Origin of the sequence: Cryobacterium sp. TMT1-2-1, assembly GCF_004403955.1 — a bacterium.
Taxonomy (GTDB): domain Bacteria; phylum Actinomycetota; class Actinomycetes; order Actinomycetales; family Microbacteriaceae; genus Cryobacterium; species Cryobacterium psychrotolerans.
The window spans coordinates 48,331-64,559 of the sequence record NZ_SOHC01000066.1; the positions used below are offsets into that span (position 1 = coordinate 48,331).

Sequence of the window (16,229 nt, forward strand, 5' to 3'; positions counted from 1 at the left end):
GGCAGCGGCCGGGCGGGTCGCTTTCGGTGCTGCCGGGCGACTCCCGGAGGTGGACGTCGAGGCGGACGTCTCGGTGGACGTCTGGCTACCGCTCACGGCGCCGCTGGCGGGCTTCCGAACCGGAGGCTTGCGCACGGTTTTCGCCTTGTCGACGAGGGGCGCGGTCGCCGCGGCATCCGTCGACGGCCGGTTCCCGAGGGACGACTCAACGGCCGCCGCGCGGGAGGCGGAGGCCGTCTCTTCGGGCTCAGAGTCGGGCGTCAGGGGAGTCACCTCGCTAACCTACCAAGGACCGTCTGGACACGTGCGATCGATCCGAAATCAGTTCCGCCAACCTGTGAAAATCCTCCACGAACCACCACAAAACCGACACACGGGCCGGGGCGGGGTTCCCTCCGCGAGGGGCGACGCGGTACACTGACGTTGGCATAATGGTGTGTCTTAACGTGAACTTATGGGTGAACCGCAGGCAAACTTTCGACTTGAGAGTGCTGTGCCGCGGTCATCCACACCCCTTTTTGAGGAGATAATCGTGACCACCCAGGTAGTCATTCTTGCAGCAGGCATGGGCAGCCGCCTCGGCCGCTCGCTGCCCAAGCCCCTGACCGAACTCAGCGACGGCCGCACGATCATGCAGCAGCAGTTCGACAACATCGCGCACGCTTTTGGCTCCAGGGCCAAGGTCACGATCGTTGTCGGATACAAGCTCGAGCACATCATCGAAGCGTTCCCGCAGGCATCCTTCGTGTACAACGAGCAGTACGACCAGACGAACACGTCGAAGAGCCTCATGCGCGCCTTGCAGGCATCCGCGCCCGGCGGCGTGCTGTGGATGAACGGCGACGTCGTCTTCGACCCGGCCATCCTCGACCGCGCGGCAGCCATGATGGCCCGCGACCAGTCGTTCGTCATGGTCAACACCGACAAGGTCTCTGACGAGGAAGTCAAGTACACGACGAGCGCCGAGGGATACATCAAGGAGCTCTCCAAGACCGTGAAGAACGGTCTGGGCGAGGCCGTCGGCATCAACTACATTTCCGCCAAGGACAAGGCGATGCTTCTTCGCCACCTCGCCAAAGTCGGCGACCAGGACTACTTCGAACGCGGAATCGAGCTGGCGATCGAGAAGAACCGACTCCTCGTCGAGCCCGTCGACATCTCCGACTTCTACGCCGTCGAGGTCGACTTCGCCGAAGACCTGGAGCGCGCAAACCTCTTCGTTTAGTCAACCGCGGCACGAGATCTGAAATAGGACGGGTGCAACCGGGCGAACAGCCCGGCTGCACCCGTCTTTCACGTCTTCCGTTCGGGGGCCGGGGCGGGCGCCCCTACGATAGACCGCGTGAGTAGTTACGCCGAAGTGCGCCCCGAGCAACGCACCCCGTTCGCGCGATACCGCCATTCGCTCTGGCTGCTCACCCAGCGTGACCTGCGGGTGCGCTACTCCACCTCGGTGCTTGGCTACTTCTGGTCCATACTCGACCCGCTCGTGATGGCCGGCATCTACTGGTTCGTCTTCACCCAGGTCTTCGACCGCACGGTCGGCAATGATCCGTACATCGTCTTCCTGCTCGCCGCGCTCCTGCCGTGGATGTGGTTCAACGGGGCGATCTCCGACTGCACGAGAGCGTTCCTGCGCGAGGCGAAGCTCATCCGTTCCACACGGATACCGCGCACGATCTGGGTCAACCGACTCGTGCTGTCCAAGGGCATCGAGTTCCTGGCATCCGTTCCGGTGCTGGTGATCTTCGCGGTGGCCTACGGCGCCCCCGTGACCCAGGGCATATTCCTCTTTCCGCTCGCCATCCTGATCCAGACGGTGCTCACGGCCGGAATCGGGCTCATGGTCGCGCCACTGGTCGTGTTCTTCCGCGACCTCGAACGCGCCATCAAGCTCGTGCTGCGCTTCCTCTTCTACGCGTCCCCGATCATCTACGCCACGAGCGACCTTCCGTCCGGGCTGCAGACCTGGGCCGCCTTCAACCCGCTCAGCGGACTGTTCAGCCTCTACCGCGCCACGTTCTTCCCGGAACAGGTCGACTGGTTCGTGGTCGGCGTGAGCGCCGTGATGTCGCTGATCTTCCTCGCCCTCGGCCTGTTCGTCTTTGCACGCACGGAGCGCGCCGTATTGAAGGAGATCTAGTGGCGGCCCCCGTGATCGCACTGACCGATGTCGGAATCCGGTTCCGCCGGAATCGGCGCGGACGTCGAAACTTCAAGGATCTCTTCGCCGGCCGGAAGCGCCGCAGCCGCCCGGGCGAGTTCTGGGCGCTGCGCCATGTCTCGTTCACGGTGCAGCGCGGGGAAGCGATCGGTGTCGTCGGCCGGAACGGCCAGGGCAAGTCGACGCTGCTCAAACTCGTCACCGGCGTCGTGCTGCCCGACGAGGGCACCGTGCACGTCGTCGAGGGCGTGGCTCCGCTGATCGAGATCACCGGTGGATTCGTGGACGACCTCAGCGTGCGCGACAACGTCTACCTGACCGCCGGTCTTCACGGCATGACCCGCAAGCAGATCGACTCGCGCTTCGATGACATCATCGAGTTCGCGGAGATCGCGGACTTCATCGACACCCCCTACAAGCACCTCTCGAGCGGGATGAAGGTACGCATCGCCTTCGCTGTCATCTCACGCCTCGAGGAGCCCATCCTGCTGGTCGACGAGGTGCTCGCCGTCGGAGACAAGGCGTTCCGCGAGAAGTGTTACCGGCGCATCGAGGAGCTGCTCGCCGGCGGACGCACGCTCTTCTTCGTCTCGCACAACGAACGCGACCTGCGCCGGTTTTGCACACGCGGTCTCTACCTCGACAAGGGCGACCTCGTTCTCGACGCGTCCATCACTGAGGTGCTCGCCCGCTACAACGCCGACTACGGCATCAAACCAGCCTGACCTCGCCCCGCGGTCCGGCCGGGGTGCGGCGCGCAGCCCGGCCCGGCGTCTCCTCCACAGGGGCCGCCCCCACCGCCTTGCCATCGCATCCGCCGGCCGGCGCCGCGGGACGCGCCGGCACGTCGGATGCCGCCGCTACCGTGACCGCCATGACAGCCAACGACAAACAACGGGTGCGACGCCTCTCCTCGACTCCCCTGCCCATGGCCTACCGCGTGCCCTGGCGCGTGGACCGCCGCCACGCCCCCACCTACCTCCTGGTCAACGCCGGGCCCGAGCCACTCTGGGGCGTGTCCGCGAGCATCGTCGGCGCGGCCGTTATGGGCGCCTCCGCGCCGCGGCGACTGCTCCCCGGCGAGGCTCTCCCCGTCACGGTTCGCGGCCGCGAGATCGCACGGGACACCGTGCTTGTCGTGCGCTGGTTCCGGCCGTGCGGTGACGAGTACCTGTGGCGGGTGAGCTTCTAGCCGCGTCCCCGGCGCGCCCGGGCTTCCTGCTCGCGCCGGAAGTCCAGGGCCGTGTAGCTGTCGCGAGTGGGCGGCAATTGCTCGTCCGTGAGCCCGACGAGCAACTCGCTCGGCTCCAAACCGAGAACGACGGCCAGCCGGATGAGGGTGTGAAAGGTCGGGTTTCCGTGGCCGCGGTCGATGCGCGCGTAGTTGGACACGTTCAGCCCGGCGAGGTGAGCCACCGTCTCCTGGTTCAGAGAGAGGGCGAGCCGCCGTTCGCGGAGCCGGAGCCCCAGGATCCGGGACGCTTCAGATTTCGGCTCAGGCATCCCTCATGTTTAGTTGCACGGTTTCTTAGGCACCAGATTGTCTAGGCGCAGGGCTTTTATGCGTGACGAGTCCCGACAGGCTCGACCACCGGAGGGGTCCCGACCACCGGGGGCGCATGCGTAAACTCGAGGGACGACCATGGAGGGATGCGCAATGGCCAGGAAAGCGAAACCGATCATTTCGGAAACGGGCGGGACGCCCATGGGCGGGCAACTGCCGTCCGGGGTCGCCAAGGGGTTCGACCGCCTGATGGCGATCCATCGCCCGGCGGTGCTCGCTCACATCCGTGACATCCGTCGCCGCAACCCCGGCGCGACCCCCGATCAACTCATCGTGATCCTCGAGCGGCGCTACCTGACAGCGGTCACGACCGGGGGCGCCGCCGTTGGCGCAACCGCCGTCATCCCGGGAGTCGGTACCGGCATCACACTGGCCCTCTCCGGCGTGGAGACGGCCGGGTTCCTCGAAGCGACGGCCCTCTTCGCGCAGTCGGTCAGCGAGGTGCATAACATCGCCATCGAGGACCCGGACCGCGCTCGCGCGCTGGTGATGACCATGATGCTCGGCCGTGAAGGTTCGGATCTCGTACGCCAGCTCGCCGGGCAGTTCTCCGGAGGCGGAACCGCCAGGACCGCGTACTGGGGGGAATTGGTCACCACCAGCATGCCGCGCGCGATCCTCGGGCCGCTCACCGACCGACTGAAGAGCGCGTTCATCAGGCAGTTCGCGGCCAAGGGCGGCGCAAGCCTGATTGGCAAGGCAGTTCCGTTCGGGATCGGCGCCGTCATCGGCGGGGTCGGCAACCGCATCCTGGGCCGGAAGGTCGTGCTGTCCTCCCGCCTGGCCTTCGGGCAGCCCCCTCAGCACTACCGCCAGGAGCTTGACCCTCGTGTGCGCGAGATCACGGTCGGTGCCGGCCGGATGGCCCAGCTCGGCCAGGGCGCGCGCTCGGCGCTGCCGCGGGCCCTGCAGCGGCGGAAGCCTGTCCCGCACGCGGACCTCATGCCCGAACCGCCCGCCGGACCGGTGGTCCCGATTCCGCCGGCCGGCGGCTGAGGCGGCCGGGGCGGCCGGGGCGGCTGGCGCGGCTGAAACGACTGTGGCGGCTGACTAGGCCGCGTCGCTGCCCTCGGTGTCTTCGCTGGCGCCTTCGCTGGCCTCTTCGCTGTTGCCGTCGCTGCCCTCGAGCATTCCTCGCTCGTCGACGACTTCCGGTTCGCCCGCGTGCAGCGCGGCGAACCGCTCCCACTCGTCCATCAGGTGCTGCACCGCGGCGTGGAACCGGGCCGTGGCCGCTCCCGGCGTGGTGTCGCCGAAATATCGCTGCACCCACACAGCAAGGCGCGCCTCGGCCGTCGGGTCGTGCGTCAGCCGATCCACGTCAGCCACGACGTCGGCGGCGTCGGCGGAGTGCAGCCACTCGCAGTCGGACAGGTAGCCGCTCGTGTCGATTTGCGCGACCGGGTTCAGCGGCCGGGTCACCATGAGCGGCTTGCCCGTGGCGAGCCGGTCGTAGACCATCGCTGAGATGTCGACGATGGCGACATCGGCCGCCGAGAGCTGCCAGCCCAGGTCTGCCCCGGTGTCGTAGATGTGCTGGGCCGAGGAGTCGCGGGCATTGGCCGCCTCGATCGACGCGATGATCTGCTTGTTCGCCGCCGCGTAGACGGAATCGATGACGCCGCTGCGGGGGTGCGGGCGGTAGATGACGCGGTGCCGTCCGGTGCCGAGCAGCGCCGACACGAGGGCGACGCCGTGCGTCGCGATGGAGCCGTAGGCGGCCGCGGGGCGGTCGCCTTCCCATGTCGGGGCGTAGAGCACCACCTGGCGCTCATCCGGCGCGTAGGGCAGCTCACCGGTGAAGTAGTCGGCCTGGGGCCGCCCGATCTTGATCGCCCGCTTATCGAAGTCGTAGTCCCACAGCACCTTGTTCAGCCGCGCAAGCGCGGCATCGCCGGCCACGAACGAGTAGTCGTACGCCTTGAACTGGTTGGTGACCATGTACATTTTGTCGCTCTCACCGTGATTGATGAAAACGTGCCAGCGACGCCCGTAGCGCATCATCTGGAAGTTCCTGGCGTTCTGGTTGACGTAGAAGACGATGCGGATGTCCTGGTCCGCGATCACGTCCTCGAGGTCGGAAACCTTGCGCACGTGGGCGACGGGGAGGGGCGATTCCTCCAGGAGCGTGAGGGTGCCGCCGCCGGTACGGCTCAACACGAGCACCGGCCAGGTCGCGGCCAGCCTGGCGAGCGGCTTGTACCACTGGCGCATCTGGTACATGTTGACCGGGCCGTCGGCGAAGTACACGGCGATCTTGAAGTGGTTCGCCGGTAATTCCACACCGGCCTCGCGTCGTTCCCGCAGCAAACGCGACACCTTGCGGGACGAAACGGCGTCCTTGACCAGCTTGAACGCAAGCTTGATGTCTTTTTTGATACCCACGTTTCCAGCCTACCCAGCCTGCGGCGGCGAAGAGTCAGACGACAGGAGGGCGCCCGGCCAGCGTCATGCGCCAGAGCGTGCGGGCGGACAGGGGACGGTGCTCCCCCGGGTCGGTCGCCCATCCTTCACGCCAGCCCTCGAACCATGCGGTCAGGGCCGGCCTGTTGCGTGCCCAGCGCAGCACCTGGATGGCGGTCCACGACCCGACGTAAATCGGGATGAAGAACGCCGGCAGGTTCCGGCGCGCCAGCCACACCCGGTTGCGAGCGTTGAGCCGGTAGTACTCGGCGTGCCTGGTGGGGTGCATCACGGGGTGATTCGCCTCAAGGTCGCCGGCGTACCAGACGCGCAGACCCTGGTCCCAGACCCGCCAGGCCAGTTCGATGCCCTCGTGGGCGTAGAAGAATGGTTCTGCCCAGCCGCCGGTCGCGTCGAAGACGGCGCGCGGCATCAGCACGGCGCCCTCCCAGACGGAGAACACGTTGCTTGAGTGGGTTGCCTGGCCCTTGAGGATGCGCGGGATCCACCGCCGGGGTGAGCCGGGGTCCCCGGGGTCGACGACCCGGGGCTGCAGCAGGCCGATGCTCGGGTCCGCACGGAGTTTGTCGATCGCGTCGATCAGGAAGTTCGGGTCGGGAATGCTGGCATCGTCGTCGAGGAAGAAGAGGAACTCGCCGCTGACCTGCGAAACCCCGCGGTTGCGGCCGGCCGGGATGCCGAGGTTCGTCGGCAGCCCGAGGGAGGTGACCTCCTTGGGCAGGCCGGTCGGCTGCCAGCCGTTGCCGACGCAGACGATGTCGAGGTGCACCCCCTGCTGGGCCAGCAGGCTGCGGATGCCGCGATCCAGGTCATCCGGCCGCGTTCCCTGCGTAAGCACGACGACACCGACGGTGGGTGTCGAGTTCGGGGCTGGAGTGTTCCGGCTAGGAGCGGACACGCTTGGAGGCCATGATTGCGACGAAGTGGCCGATGAGCGCCAGGAAGGCAAGCGGGACCAGGGCGATCAGCACGGCGCGGTCGACCAGCGGCTGGCCGGCGAAGAGGCCCACGAGGGCGGCGACGAAGATCAGCATGGTCAGCTCGACCGAGTGGTACAGCCGGTGGAAGGGCAGGAAGCGGGCCAGGCGACGGAGTTTCACGAGGGTGCCGGAGGTGGGCGCCTTCTCCCCGTGTGTGTCGGCGAGCCTCGTCAGGCCGGCGTTGGCCCGGGCGACGTGGACCATGTCGTTGAGCGCTTTGTTCAACACGATGATGAGCGCCAGCAGGACTCCGAGGGTCGTCCAGAGGAAATCCGCCGGGGCCTCGAACGGGTACGCGGCCGCACGGATGCCGAGGGCAATCGGGATCAGCGCCTCGGTGCTGTAGTGGCCGACCTTGTCGAGGAAGACGCCGGCGGGCGAAGACGTCTTGCGCCAGCGGGCGACCTCGCCGTCGCTGCAGTCGATGAGCATCTGCAGCTGTCCGAGAACGAGGGCGAGGAGGGCCCCCCAGATTCCGGGGATGAGGAGCGCGGCCGCGGTCGACCAGCCGACCAGGATCATCAGGCCGGTCACGCCGTTGGCCGAGATAGGAGTCTTCAGCAGCATCCACGTGACATACGGAGAGAGGTCGCGCAGGTAGAGCGAGGCCGTCCAGTGTTCGGCGTTGGCACGCAGTCGAACCTCGGGCGGTTGCGCAACGGCGCGGAGCTCGGCGATGGAGGAGGGCCGTGCCGCCGCCGGGGTGCCTGGCGTCATAGTTACCTTCCCGCGTGTGCGGTGATGTTGCTCGTGAGTTTGAGGTAGCCGAGCACGAAGCCGACGCCCCAGCAGAAGTGGATGCACGGCAAGACTACGAGAAACCAGAGGGCAGCACGAAACCCGTCGGGGCGCGTCACCGCGATCGTAGCCGCCAGCACGAAGACGAGGTAGACGGTGGGCATCACGAAACCGAGCAGCATCCACGGTGCCGTGCCCGCAATGAGCTGCACGAGCCCGGCGATTCCGAGCAGCAGCCCGATGGTCACACCGACGACCATGACGGGTGGCACGAAGTAGCGGAGGCCGTTGGACTCGGGGAAGCGCCGTGCGAGCTCTCCGCGCCACAGCCCGGTCGACAGCATCTGGCGGGCCAGGCGGGACAGGCTGGGTCGGGGGCGGTAGAGCACCTTGAGCCGGGGAGTGAACCACACCGAGCCGCCGGATTCGCGTAGGCGCCGGTTGAGTTCCCAGTCCTGGCCGCGCTTGATGCTCTCGTCGAACAGGCCGACGCTGAGGATGCTTTCGCGTCGGAAACAGCCGAGGTAGACGGTGTCCGCCTCGCCCTCTTTGCCGCCGACGTGGAACGGTGTGCCGCCCAGGCCCACGCGCGTGCCGTAGGCGCGGGCGACGGCTTTCTGGAAGGCGGTGACTCCCTGGGCGTCCATGATGCCGCCCACGTTGGCCGCGCCGGTGCGCTCGAGGGTCTCCACGGCGATGCGTGCGTAGTCAGGGGGCAGCACGGAGTGCGCGTCGACACGGATCACGACCGGGTAGTGCGATGCGCGGATCGCGGTGTTGAGGCCCGCCGGGGTTGATCCGACCTCGTTCGTGACCACCTGGATGCGCGGGTCGATCGCCGCCATCTCTTCGACGAGCTCGGTGGTCCCATCGATGCTCGGGCCGAGGGCCAGGGTGACTTCGAACGGCCCCTGATAGTCCTGCTGGAGGAGGCTGTCGACGGCGGCGCGCACATGCGAGGCCTCGTTCAGCACGGGCATCACATAGGACACGCCGACGAGCAGTTCGTCTGCGTTCTTGGGCACCGGGCTGGCCGTCTTTCCGTTTGTGGGGCGGGTCGCTAGAGCCTATCAGGCACCGTATTTCACCCGGGGATGTGCGGACGCGACTGCGCCGCCGGTGTTGAGCCGGCGGCGCAGTCGCGTGGGAAGGAGCGATCGGTCAGCTGGTGAGCTCACCAACCGTGACGGACACGGTGACCGCCTTGCCGTCGCGCACGTAGGTGAGCTTGGCATCGGCACCCGCGGCGAGGGCGCGCACCTGGGCGGTCAGGTCGTTGGCATCGGTGATCGGCACCCCGTTGAAGTTGGTGACGACGTCACCCGACTCCAGGCCGGCCTTTTCGGCTGCGCCTCCGGAGGAGATCTCCTTGATGAGCGCGCCGACGGTCGCACTGTCGGCGTCGCTGCTCGCACTCGTGACCGAGGCGCCGAGCAACCCGTGGGTTGCCTTGCCGTCGGCGATGAGCTCGTCAGAGATGCGCTGGGCCAGGTTCGACGGGATGGCGAAGCCGACGCCGATGCTGCCGGCTGCGGCTTCGGAACCTCCGCCGGCGTTGGCGATGGCCACGTTGATCCCGATCAGCTGGCCCTTGCCGTTGAGCAGCGCGCCGCCGGAGTTGCCGGGGTTGATCGCGGCATCCGTCTGGATGACGGGCAGGGAAATGCTGCCACCCGACTGGCCGGACTGCGGCTGCTGGCTGCCGTCCTCGTTCGGGATGTCGAAGTTCCAGAAGTCGAACGGGTTCTGGCCGTCGTTCTGGTCCGGCGTGGCCTCTTCGGTCTTCGGCGCGGCGGAGGAGGCGACCGTGATGCTGCGGTTGAGCGCGCTCACAATCCCGTTTGTCACGGTGCCGGCCAGCCCCAGCGGTGCGCCGATGGCGATCGCCGTGTCGCCGACGTTGAGCTTGGCCGAGTCGGCCCAGTCCATCGCCTTGAGCCCCGAAGCATCGGTCAGCTTGATGACCGCGAGGTCGGAGACCGGGTCGGTACCGACGAGGGTCGCCTTGTACAGCTTGCCGTCCTGGCCGGTCACCGAAATCTTCGCGTCGGCCACGGCGCCGTCGAGGGTCACGACGTGCGTGTTCGTGAGCACGTAGCCGTCTTCGCTGAGGATGACGCCGGAGCCCGTGCCGCCGGCACTGCCGCTGGCCACGCTGATCGTGACGACGCTCGGCGATGACTTTGCGGCCACCGCGGTGATTTCGTTAACGCTTTCGCTGTTGTTGACGACGACGTTGCCGGGTCCCTCGGCCTGGCTGACCGGCACGCCGCTGCCCTGCTGGGTCAGGACCAGCGCGGTGACGCCGGCACCGGATGCGCCGCCGACGAGGGCGCCGATGGCCAGGGCCGCGATGAGGGCGACGCTCCCTTTGCGTCGCTCCTTCGGCGGGGCGGAGCCGAGCTGTTCGGTCGGGTAGTCGCCGGGGTATGCGGCGGTCGCCTGGGCCTGCGGCGCGCCCTGGACACCGGGGCCCGCGGCGCCGGGCACCGGGAACGGGCGTCCGAACGCATCGGTGCCGTAGGACTCGGTCGGACCGGTCTCGTTGAATTTGGGGGCCGTGGGGGCCGAGGGGGCCGTCGGTTCGGCGGGGACCTCGGGCGTGCCGTAGCCTCCGGATGCCTGCGGCCGGGCCGGCGGAGCATCCGTCACGGGAGGCGCGACGGGCGCGGCCTCGACGGGCGCAGACCCGGCGGGCTCGGGGGCCTTCGGCTGGTCTGGAGTGCTGCCTGGTTCTTCAGTGCTGTCGGTCATGGTGTGCTCCTTCCAAGCGTTGCCAGCTTTGCGCCCGAACCTGAACGTTTTATATGCACAGACTGAGAGCGTCCCATGACGAGGCCGTGACCTTACCCGGGGTGGCGCGGCTGCGTTCGGTCAGCAGCCGGGGCCGCTCGGGTTGCGGGTGCACTCCCGATCGACCAGCACGGTTCTCGCTGTGCCGGCGCGGGCGGTGATCGGGTTAGCCGGCACGGCCAGCGTACCCCCAATGCCCCGCCACGGCTGGCCCGCGAAACGGTACTGGGCCGAGTAGTCGACAGTGAGCGCGATGACGAAATCCCCGGCATCGAGGTAGGTGTGGCTGGTCGCCGTTTCCGAGAACTCGGGCAGGTGCAGATCGGCCCAGCTGGCCCCGCCCGTGGCCGAACCGCCCGTCGTTCCGTCGCCGTAGGCCCAGCGGTAGCCCGCGGGCGTGAACCTCACCTCGGCGGGGAACCCGAGCAGCAGTCCCGACCTGGTGTGCGCGGATGCCGCGGCGAAGAAGTTGGTGGGGAGCCCGATCACGATCCAGCCGTTGGGTTCCATCCCCTGGGTCGGGATGACGGGCTGGAAGTTCACCAGGTCGCTCATGCTCACCACGAGGCTCGGGTCGCAGGGCGATCCCGGCGCGCAGTTGACGAAGAAGGGGTCCCGCACGATCACCAGCGGGTCCACGACGGTGACGGTGCCCTGGTCGCCGTTCTGGTCGGGGTTCTCATCGGTCTGGGCCCCTCCGTCGGCCCCGGGAGGCGCTCCACCGCCTCCGCCGGAGTTGCTGTCGAACCCTGCCGACAGGTCCACCCCGCCGTGGTCGAACACGCCGTTGGCTTCCGGGCAACTGCCCATTTGTACGTCTGCGCGACTGCAATCCCCGCCCGCGGCCGACGCCGCTGGCGGGCCCCCGATCGACAGAATAATTCCGATGAGCACTACTATCAACGCGGCCTGTCGGATCATCAGCAGATCCCCGCGCCTTGCCAGACGTCGGCACTTGCAACGAGGAGTTCTACGGGATCCATGGATGCGAGATCGAATGACACCTCGAAAGGGGTGCGATCTGGCCGACTCGGCGAAACCACGGATTGACCGCGTGAGTCCAGGAAGTCCACCTCAGACACGTCTGAACACAGGTACACGGTGAGCACTCCGCGACCCTGCACCGTAGCGTCACCGCGCGACTGAATTGTCATGTTTGAGAACAGGCTCCCGCCCGTGCTTCTCAGTCCTTTTGCCTTGGTTCGCCCGTAGCTTTCGATCTCAAGTTCCGCGAGGCGTGTCGACGCGTATCCCTTGATGCGCTCTGGACCGGACCCCCCATCCATAAGAATCTGATCGGACATGTGTAGGTAGCCGGCGTAGGCCTTCTTGGCAGCGGCGAGTGCTTCCTCGTCTGACGCGAAGACCGGGGCATCCGTGGCGGCGGCCGTGTGGCCGGGAACGGGAGTCGGCGCCGGGGCACACGCGGCGAGCGCCGGCAGCGCGAGCATCACCGTGGCGCACACGGCGAGTAGGTGATGGGACTGAGTCCGCATGCGCTCACGCTAGGGCAGAAGCCCACCGCAGCGCGCGATCTATCCACAGGGTCCGAGACACGAGGCGACGACACATGTCGTAGCTTGGACCCATGCAGGTGACACGATGACGATTCCCGGCGGCTGGCAGCGCACGGCCCGCGGGGCCGGACTCCTCGCCGATGACGGCAGCGTCACCGCGAGCATCTTCGCCGAGATGAGCGCCCTGGCCGGTCGAACCGGAGCCATCAACCTCGGCCAGGGCTTCCCCGACGAGGATGGGCCAACCGAAGTACTCGAGGCCGCCCGGAAGGCGATCGCCGACGGAATCAACCAGTACCCGCCGGGGCGCGGCATGCCGGTGCTCCTCGAGGCCATCGCCCGGCACCAGCACCGGTTCTACGGCCTCACCGTCGACCCCGGATCCGAAGTACTCGTGACCGCCGGCGCGACCGAGGCGCTCGCCGCCACGATGCTCGCGCTCCTCGGGCCGGGCGACGAGGTCGTCACGTTCGAGCCGTTCTTCGACGCCTACGGCGGACTGATCGCGCTCGGCGGGGGCATCCATCGCACGGTGCGGCTGCGTGCCCCCGATTTCCAGCCCGACCTGGATGAGCTTCGCGCCGCCGTCACCGACCGCACCCGCCTCATCGTCGTGAACAACCCGCACAACCCGACCGGCGCGATCTTCCCCCGGGAGACGCTCGAGCTCATCGTGCAACTCGCGCACCGGCACGACGCGATCATCGTCACCGACGAGGTCTACGAGCACCTCACCTTCGGCGAGCCCCACGTGCCCGTTGCGACCCTGCCCGGGGCGAGGGAGCGCACCATCTCGATCTCCTCGGGCGGCAAGACGTTCAACACCACCGGCTGGAAGATCGGCTGGCTCACCGCGCCCGCCCCGTTGGTGACGGCGATCCTGGCGGTCAAGCAGTTTCTCACCTACGTCAATGGGGCACCGTTCCAGCCGGCGATCGCCACCGGCCTTGACCTGCCCGACACCTTCTTTGCCGGAATCGCGGCGGACCTCAGAACCAAGCGCGACGTTCTGGCTCGCGGGCTGACAGCCGCGGGGTTCGGCATCACCGTGCCGCAGGGGTCTTATTTCATCGTCGCGGATGCCGCGCCGCTGGGTTACCCGGACGGCGCGGACTTCTGTCGCCGGCTGCCCGATCTCGCCGGGGTCGTCGGGATTCCGATCTCGGCCTTCTGCTCCCCGGAACACCGGGCCGAGTACGCGTCGCTCGTGCGCTTCGCGTACTGCAAGAAGCCGGACCTGCTCGAACAGGCCGCCGCCCAGCTGTCCGGGATCTCGCGGGGTTCCGCCCACTGAGTTGCGGACAAAGTACCTTTACCAGCGACATGAAGGTGCGATGTCCGCAACTCAATCGGGAGGCGGGCGGATGCGGCGGGTGGCTAGTGGACCAGCGCCGGGTAGTCGGTGTAGCCGGCCGCACCGTCGCCATAGAAGGTCAGCGGGTCCGGCGTGTTCAGCGGCAGGTCTTCCAGCCACCGGCGCACGAGGTCGGGGTTGGCGATGGCCGGGCGCCCGACGACGACGGCGTCGGCGAGCCCGTCCGTCAGGAGCCCCCGCGCTTCGTCGCGGGTCGTGACGGTGCCGAAGCCGCTGTTGATGAGCGCCGGTCCGCCGAACCGTGCCCGCAGCTCCTGCACCAACTCACCGGCCGGGTCCTTGTGCAGGATGCTCAGGTAGGCGAGCTTGAGCGGGGCGATCGCGTCGACCAGGGCGCCGTAGGTGGCCAGCACGTCCGCGGCATCCGGCTCGAGGGCATCCTGGATGTTGTGCTCCGGCGAGATCCGCAGACCGACGCGCCCGGCGCCGATGGCCTCGGCCACGGCCGTGACCACCTCGGCCACGAAGCGCGCCCGGTTGGCCGGGGATCCGCCGTAGGCGTCGTCACGCACGTTCGAGGCCGGGGAGAGGAATTCGTGCAGCAGGTAGCCGTTGGCGGAGTGAATCTCCACGCCGTCCAGGCCGGCCGCGATGGCGTCCCTGGATGCCTGGATGAACTCGGCAAGGATGCCCGGCAGCTCATCCGTGGCGAGCGCCCGTGGCACCGGGAATGCCTGCTTGCCGTCATAGGTACGCGTTTCGCCGTCGATCGCGATCGCGCTCGGTGCGACGACCTCGCGGCCACCATTCGTTCCCTCGTGCGAGACACGTCCGGCGTGCATGACCTGCGCGACGATGAGGCCGCCTTCCGCGTGCACCGCCTCGGCCACGTTCTTCCAGCCCTCGAGCTGCTCCGGCGTCACGAGGCCCGGCTGACCGGGGAAGGCCCGCCCGGCATGGCTGGGGTAGGTGCCCTCTGAGACGATCAGCCCCAGCGACGCCCGCTGCCGGTAGTGCTCCACCACGAGCGGCCCGGGCACGCCCGCAGTTCCGGAACGCAGGCGGGTCAGGGGAGCCATGACCATCCGGTTGGACAGTTCCAGCTCGCCGAGGGTCAGGGGGGTAAACAAATTCACAGAGAACTCTTTCCGTTGAAGCGGTAGTACGTGGGGGAAGCGGGTTCCCCCTGTCGCCAACCTCGCCGTCCACAGCCCTATTCCGCCACCCGGCCAATCCACAGCCCCCGCCGGCGCCGAACTCCAGCCATGAGCACCCTGTTCCCGCCCACGCGACCCGCAGCGGAGCGCACGCCAATTCCCTCGGGATACTGCCCCTTCCCGATCACGACGGATGCCCGGACGTTCGGCCTGGCGACCAGTTCCGTGGCGGTGGGTTCGGGCCCCGTCACGGTGCGGCACGGCCGCCGAACGGGCGGCGACACCGCAACGATCCTGCTGCACGGCGCGGCCGGGTCGTGGTCGACCTGGACTCCCCTGCTGCGCGCCGCCGACGCGCTCGCGACCGGCGATACGCCGTCCGGCGCCTCCCTCGGCGACCTGATCATCCCGGACCTCCCGGGCTGGGGCGACACTCCCCTGCCGAGCGACGAGGACGCGCTCACCACCGAGGCGATGGCGGCCCTGGTTGCCGAGCTCGCCCGGGCGCTCGGCTACAGCCGCTGGGTGGTGATCGGCCACTCGATGGGCGGCTTCATCGCGCTGGAGCTGGCCTCAGCCGAGGTGCGCGCGACGGTGTCCGTCGGCCTGGTTTCGGCCACGACGTTCTCGGTGATCGAGAGTGTCCGGCATCCGCTGGCCCGGTTCACGCTGCTGCCCGGATTCACCGCGCTCCGCCAGGTCATGCGGGCCCTCGGCCTGGCCGGGCGGGCCGGCACGGCGTTCGTTCGCGGCCTCGAACGGATGTCGCTGCTCCGCCCTCTCGTGGCGCCCCTGTTCAGCCGGCCCGGCCTGATCAGCGCCAGCGTCGTCGCCGCCCTCGGCGCCGAGGCCCGCCCGCGCGCGTTCGGCCGCGCCTCGAGGCGCGCCGGAGACTACGACCCCGAGTCGGCGTGGTCACGCATCGAGTGCCCGGTGCGTGCCCAGCAGGGCGACACGGATGTCTTCGTCGCCGACTCCGACGCCGCGCGGCTGGGCCGCGTCATCCGCGACTTCACGTCCTGCACTCTGGTCGACACCGGACACTTCGGGCACATCGAGCGGCCCGAGGAGACGCTGCGTCTGCTCCCCCGCCGAGGCTAGGGAACCCTGGACACCTTGTTCTCGACAGCGGCCAGGCGTGCGTCGAGCGCGTCGAGGCGAGCCAGCACCTGCCGATTGACCTGAGCGTTGTCCTCGCCGGCCCGCGTGGCGCCGGTTCCCGCCAGGGCGATGTCCTTCTTGTTCTTGAAGTACATCGCGAAAATGGCGATCGTGATCCCGCCGATGATCGCAGCCAGGGGTATTGAGTAGACCCAGTAGTCCATGTCAGTGCGTCCTTTCCCGGTGCGGGCGCCGACTCAGTCGTTCTGACACCCGCTGGGCCACACCCTACCCACGGGGCCGCCCGGTGTCGCTTCTCTTGCGGTGGGCTTGTGAAGCGAGGATAGTTGAGAGAACCTCCAGCTCCTTTGTGAGTGGTTATAATCGCTTTCATCAGCTTCCGGAACCCCAATTTACCGACCGACTGAAAGCGGCACCATGGGCTCGTTGACATACGACAGGGTGACAGTCGATTT

17 protein-coding genes are annotated in these 16,229 nt (G+C 68.0%); 7 read left to right on the top strand and 10 right to left on the bottom strand.

Annotated elements, in window-relative coordinates:
• The first annotated feature begins 532 nt into the window (after positions 1 to 532).
• The 4 genes from E3T33_RS12215 (at position 533) to E3T33_RS12230 (ending at position 3,356) form a co-directional block, all read left to right on the top strand.
• Positions 533 to 1,225, top strand: coding sequence for a phosphocholine cytidylyltransferase family protein (locus E3T33_RS12215; RefSeq protein ID WP_092324172.1), 693 nt, complete (start codon positions 533 to 535; stop codon positions 1,223 to 1,225).
• Positions 1,226 to 1,342: 117 nt separating this feature from the next.
• Complete coding sequence (locus E3T33_RS12220; RefSeq protein ID WP_241982932.1) at positions 1,343 to 2,143, top strand: ABC transporter permease; 801 nt, start codon at positions 1,343 to 1,345, stop codon at positions 2,141 to 2,143.
• Positions 2,143 to 2,889 carry an ABC transporter ATP-binding protein gene (locus E3T33_RS12225; RefSeq protein WP_092324169.1) on the top strand — a complete coding sequence of 249 codons (747 nt, stop codon included), beginning with the start codon at positions 2,143 to 2,145 and terminating at the stop codon, positions 2,887 to 2,889. The genes E3T33_RS12220 and E3T33_RS12225 overlap by 1 nt, the downstream gene beginning before the upstream one ends.
• A 149-nt stretch (positions 2,890 to 3,038) precedes the next feature.
• Positions 3,039 to 3,356: a hypothetical protein gene (locus E3T33_RS12230; RefSeq protein WP_134575400.1), complete on the top strand. Its 318-nt coding sequence runs from the start codon at positions 3,039 to 3,041 to the stop codon at positions 3,354 to 3,356.
• Here the strand turns inward: E3T33_RS12230 and E3T33_RS12235 are convergent.
• Entirely contained in the window at positions 3,353 to 3,667 is a 315-nt protein-coding gene (locus E3T33_RS12235; protein ID WP_092324165.1) for a helix-turn-helix transcriptional regulator, read from the bottom strand. The genes E3T33_RS12230 and E3T33_RS12235 overlap by 4 nt on opposite strands.
• A gap of 202 nt (positions 3,668 to 3,869) precedes the next feature.
• On the opposite strand from E3T33_RS12235, the gene E3T33_RS12240 reads away from it, so the two are divergent.
• A complete protein-coding gene (locus E3T33_RS12240) occupies positions 3,870 to 4,724 on the top strand; it encodes a hypothetical protein (RefSeq protein WP_092324163.1) in 855 nt (284 codons plus the stop codon).
• A 54-nt stretch (positions 4,725 to 4,778) separates the two neighbouring features.
• Here the strand turns inward: E3T33_RS12240 and E3T33_RS12245 are convergent, their stop codons facing one another.
• The 7 genes from E3T33_RS12245 to E3T33_RS12275 all read right to left on the bottom strand — a co-directional run bounded on the left by E3T33_RS12245 (position 4,779) and on the right by E3T33_RS12275 (position 12,159).
• Positions 4,779 to 6,113 carry a hypothetical protein gene (locus tag E3T33_RS12245; RefSeq protein WP_134575403.1) on the bottom strand — a complete coding sequence of 445 codons (1,335 nt, stop codon included), beginning with the start codon at positions 6,111 to 6,113 and terminating at the stop codon, positions 4,779 to 4,781.
• 34 nt (positions 6,114 to 6,147) lie between these two features.
• Positions 6,148 to 7,050, bottom strand: coding sequence for a glycosyltransferase family 2 protein (locus E3T33_RS12250; RefSeq protein WP_134575405.1), 903 nt, complete (start codon positions 7,048 to 7,050; stop codon positions 6,148 to 6,150).
• On the bottom strand, positions 7,037 to 7,849 hold the full coding sequence (locus E3T33_RS12255) for a CDP-alcohol phosphatidyltransferase family protein (protein ID WP_134575407.1): 813 nt from the start codon (positions 7,847 to 7,849) through the stop codon (positions 7,037 to 7,039). The genes E3T33_RS12250 and E3T33_RS12255 overlap by 14 nt, the downstream gene beginning before the upstream one ends.
• A 2-nt stretch (positions 7,850 to 7,851) precedes the next feature.
• Positions 7,852 to 8,850: a glycosyltransferase family 2 protein gene (locus E3T33_RS12260; protein ID WP_092324197.1), complete on the bottom strand. Its 999-nt coding sequence runs from the start codon at positions 8,848 to 8,850 to the stop codon at positions 7,852 to 7,854.
• A 181-nt stretch (positions 8,851 to 9,031) separates the two neighbouring features.
• Entirely contained in the window at positions 9,032 to 10,624 is a 1,593-nt protein-coding gene (locus tag E3T33_RS12265) for a trypsin-like peptidase domain-containing protein (protein ID WP_134575409.1), read from the bottom strand.
• 120 nt (positions 10,625 to 10,744) lie between these two features.
• Positions 10,745 to 11,473, bottom strand: a complete 729-nt coding sequence (locus E3T33_RS12270) for a hypothetical protein (protein WP_134575411.1) — start codon at positions 11,471 to 11,473, stop codon at positions 10,745 to 10,747.
• Between the two features lie 110 nt (positions 11,474 to 11,583).
• A complete protein-coding gene (locus E3T33_RS12275; protein ID WP_134575413.1) occupies positions 11,584 to 12,159 on the bottom strand; it encodes a hypothetical protein in 576 nt (191 codons plus the stop codon).
• A 106-nt stretch (positions 12,160 to 12,265) separates the two neighbouring features.
• Here E3T33_RS12275 and E3T33_RS12280 point away from each other — a divergent pair, with 106 nt between their 5' ends.
• Positions 12,266 to 13,474, top strand: coding sequence for an aminotransferase class I/II-fold pyridoxal phosphate-dependent enzyme (locus E3T33_RS12280; protein ID WP_134575415.1), 1,209 nt, complete (start codon positions 12,266 to 12,268; stop codon positions 13,472 to 13,474).
• 83 nt (positions 13,475 to 13,557) lie between these two features.
• Here E3T33_RS12280 and E3T33_RS12285 read toward each other — a convergent pair whose 3' ends face one another.
• Positions 13,558 to 14,631 carry an alkene reductase gene (locus E3T33_RS12285; RefSeq protein ID WP_092324152.1) on the bottom strand — a complete coding sequence of 358 codons (1,074 nt, stop codon included), beginning with the start codon at positions 14,629 to 14,631 and terminating at the stop codon, positions 13,558 to 13,560.
• A gap of 129 nt (positions 14,632 to 14,760) precedes the next feature.
• Between E3T33_RS12285 and E3T33_RS12290 the strand changes: the two genes are divergently transcribed.
• The gene (locus E3T33_RS12290; RefSeq protein ID WP_092324151.1) at positions 14,761 to 15,753 is read left to right on the top strand and encodes an alpha/beta hydrolase; all 993 of its coding nucleotides are present in this window, start codon (positions 14,761 to 14,763) and stop codon (positions 15,751 to 15,753) included.
• Here E3T33_RS12290 and E3T33_RS12295 read toward each other — a convergent pair.
• Positions 15,750 to 15,977, bottom strand: a complete 228-nt coding sequence (locus tag E3T33_RS12295; protein ID WP_092324149.1) for a hypothetical protein — start codon at positions 15,975 to 15,977, stop codon at positions 15,750 to 15,752. The genes E3T33_RS12290 and E3T33_RS12295 overlap by 4 nt on opposite strands.
• Positions 15,978 to 16,229: the final 252 nt, after the last annotated feature.

Excerpts from the sequence above, each read along its gene's own strand:
- E3T33_RS12230 (WP_134575400.1), top strand. The coding sequence starts at position 3,039 with ATGACAGCCAACGACAAACAACGGGTGCGACGCCTCTCCTCGACTCCC.
- E3T33_RS12235 (WP_092324165.1), bottom strand. The coding sequence starts at position 3,667 with ATGCCTGAGCCGAAATCTGAAGCGTCCCGGATCCTGGGGCTCCGGCTC.
- E3T33_RS12240 (WP_092324163.1), top strand. The coding sequence starts at position 3,870 with ATGGGCGGGCAACTGCCGTCCGGGGTCGCCAAGGGGTTCGACCGCCTG.
- E3T33_RS12255 (WP_134575407.1), bottom strand. The coding sequence starts at position 7,849 with ATGACGCCAGGCACCCCGGCGGCGGCACGGCCCTCCTCCATCGCCGAG.
- E3T33_RS12260 (WP_092324197.1), bottom strand. The coding sequence starts at position 8,850 with ATGCCCGTGCTGAACGAGGCCTCGCATGTGCGCGCCGCCGTCGACAGC.
- E3T33_RS12265 (WP_134575409.1), bottom strand. The coding sequence starts at position 10,624 with ATGACCGACAGCACTGAAGAACCAGGCAGCACTCCAGACCAGCCGAAG.
- E3T33_RS12270 (WP_134575411.1), bottom strand. The coding sequence starts at position 11,473 with ATGGGCAGTTGCCCGGAAGCCAACGGCGTGTTCGACCACGGCGGGGTG.
- E3T33_RS12275 (WP_134575413.1), bottom strand. The coding sequence starts at position 12,159 with ATGCGGACTCAGTCCCATCACCTACTCGCCGTGTGCGCCACGGTGATG.
- E3T33_RS12280 (WP_134575415.1), top strand. The coding sequence starts at position 12,266 with ATGACGATTCCCGGCGGCTGGCAGCGCACGGCCCGCGGGGCCGGACTC.
- E3T33_RS12290 (WP_092324151.1), top strand. The coding sequence starts at position 14,761 with ATGAGCACCCTGTTCCCGCCCACGCGACCCGCAGCGGAGCGCACGCCA.
- E3T33_RS12295 (WP_092324149.1), bottom strand. The coding sequence starts at position 15,977 with ATGGACTACTGGGTCTACTCAATACCCCTGGCTGCGATCATCGGCGGG.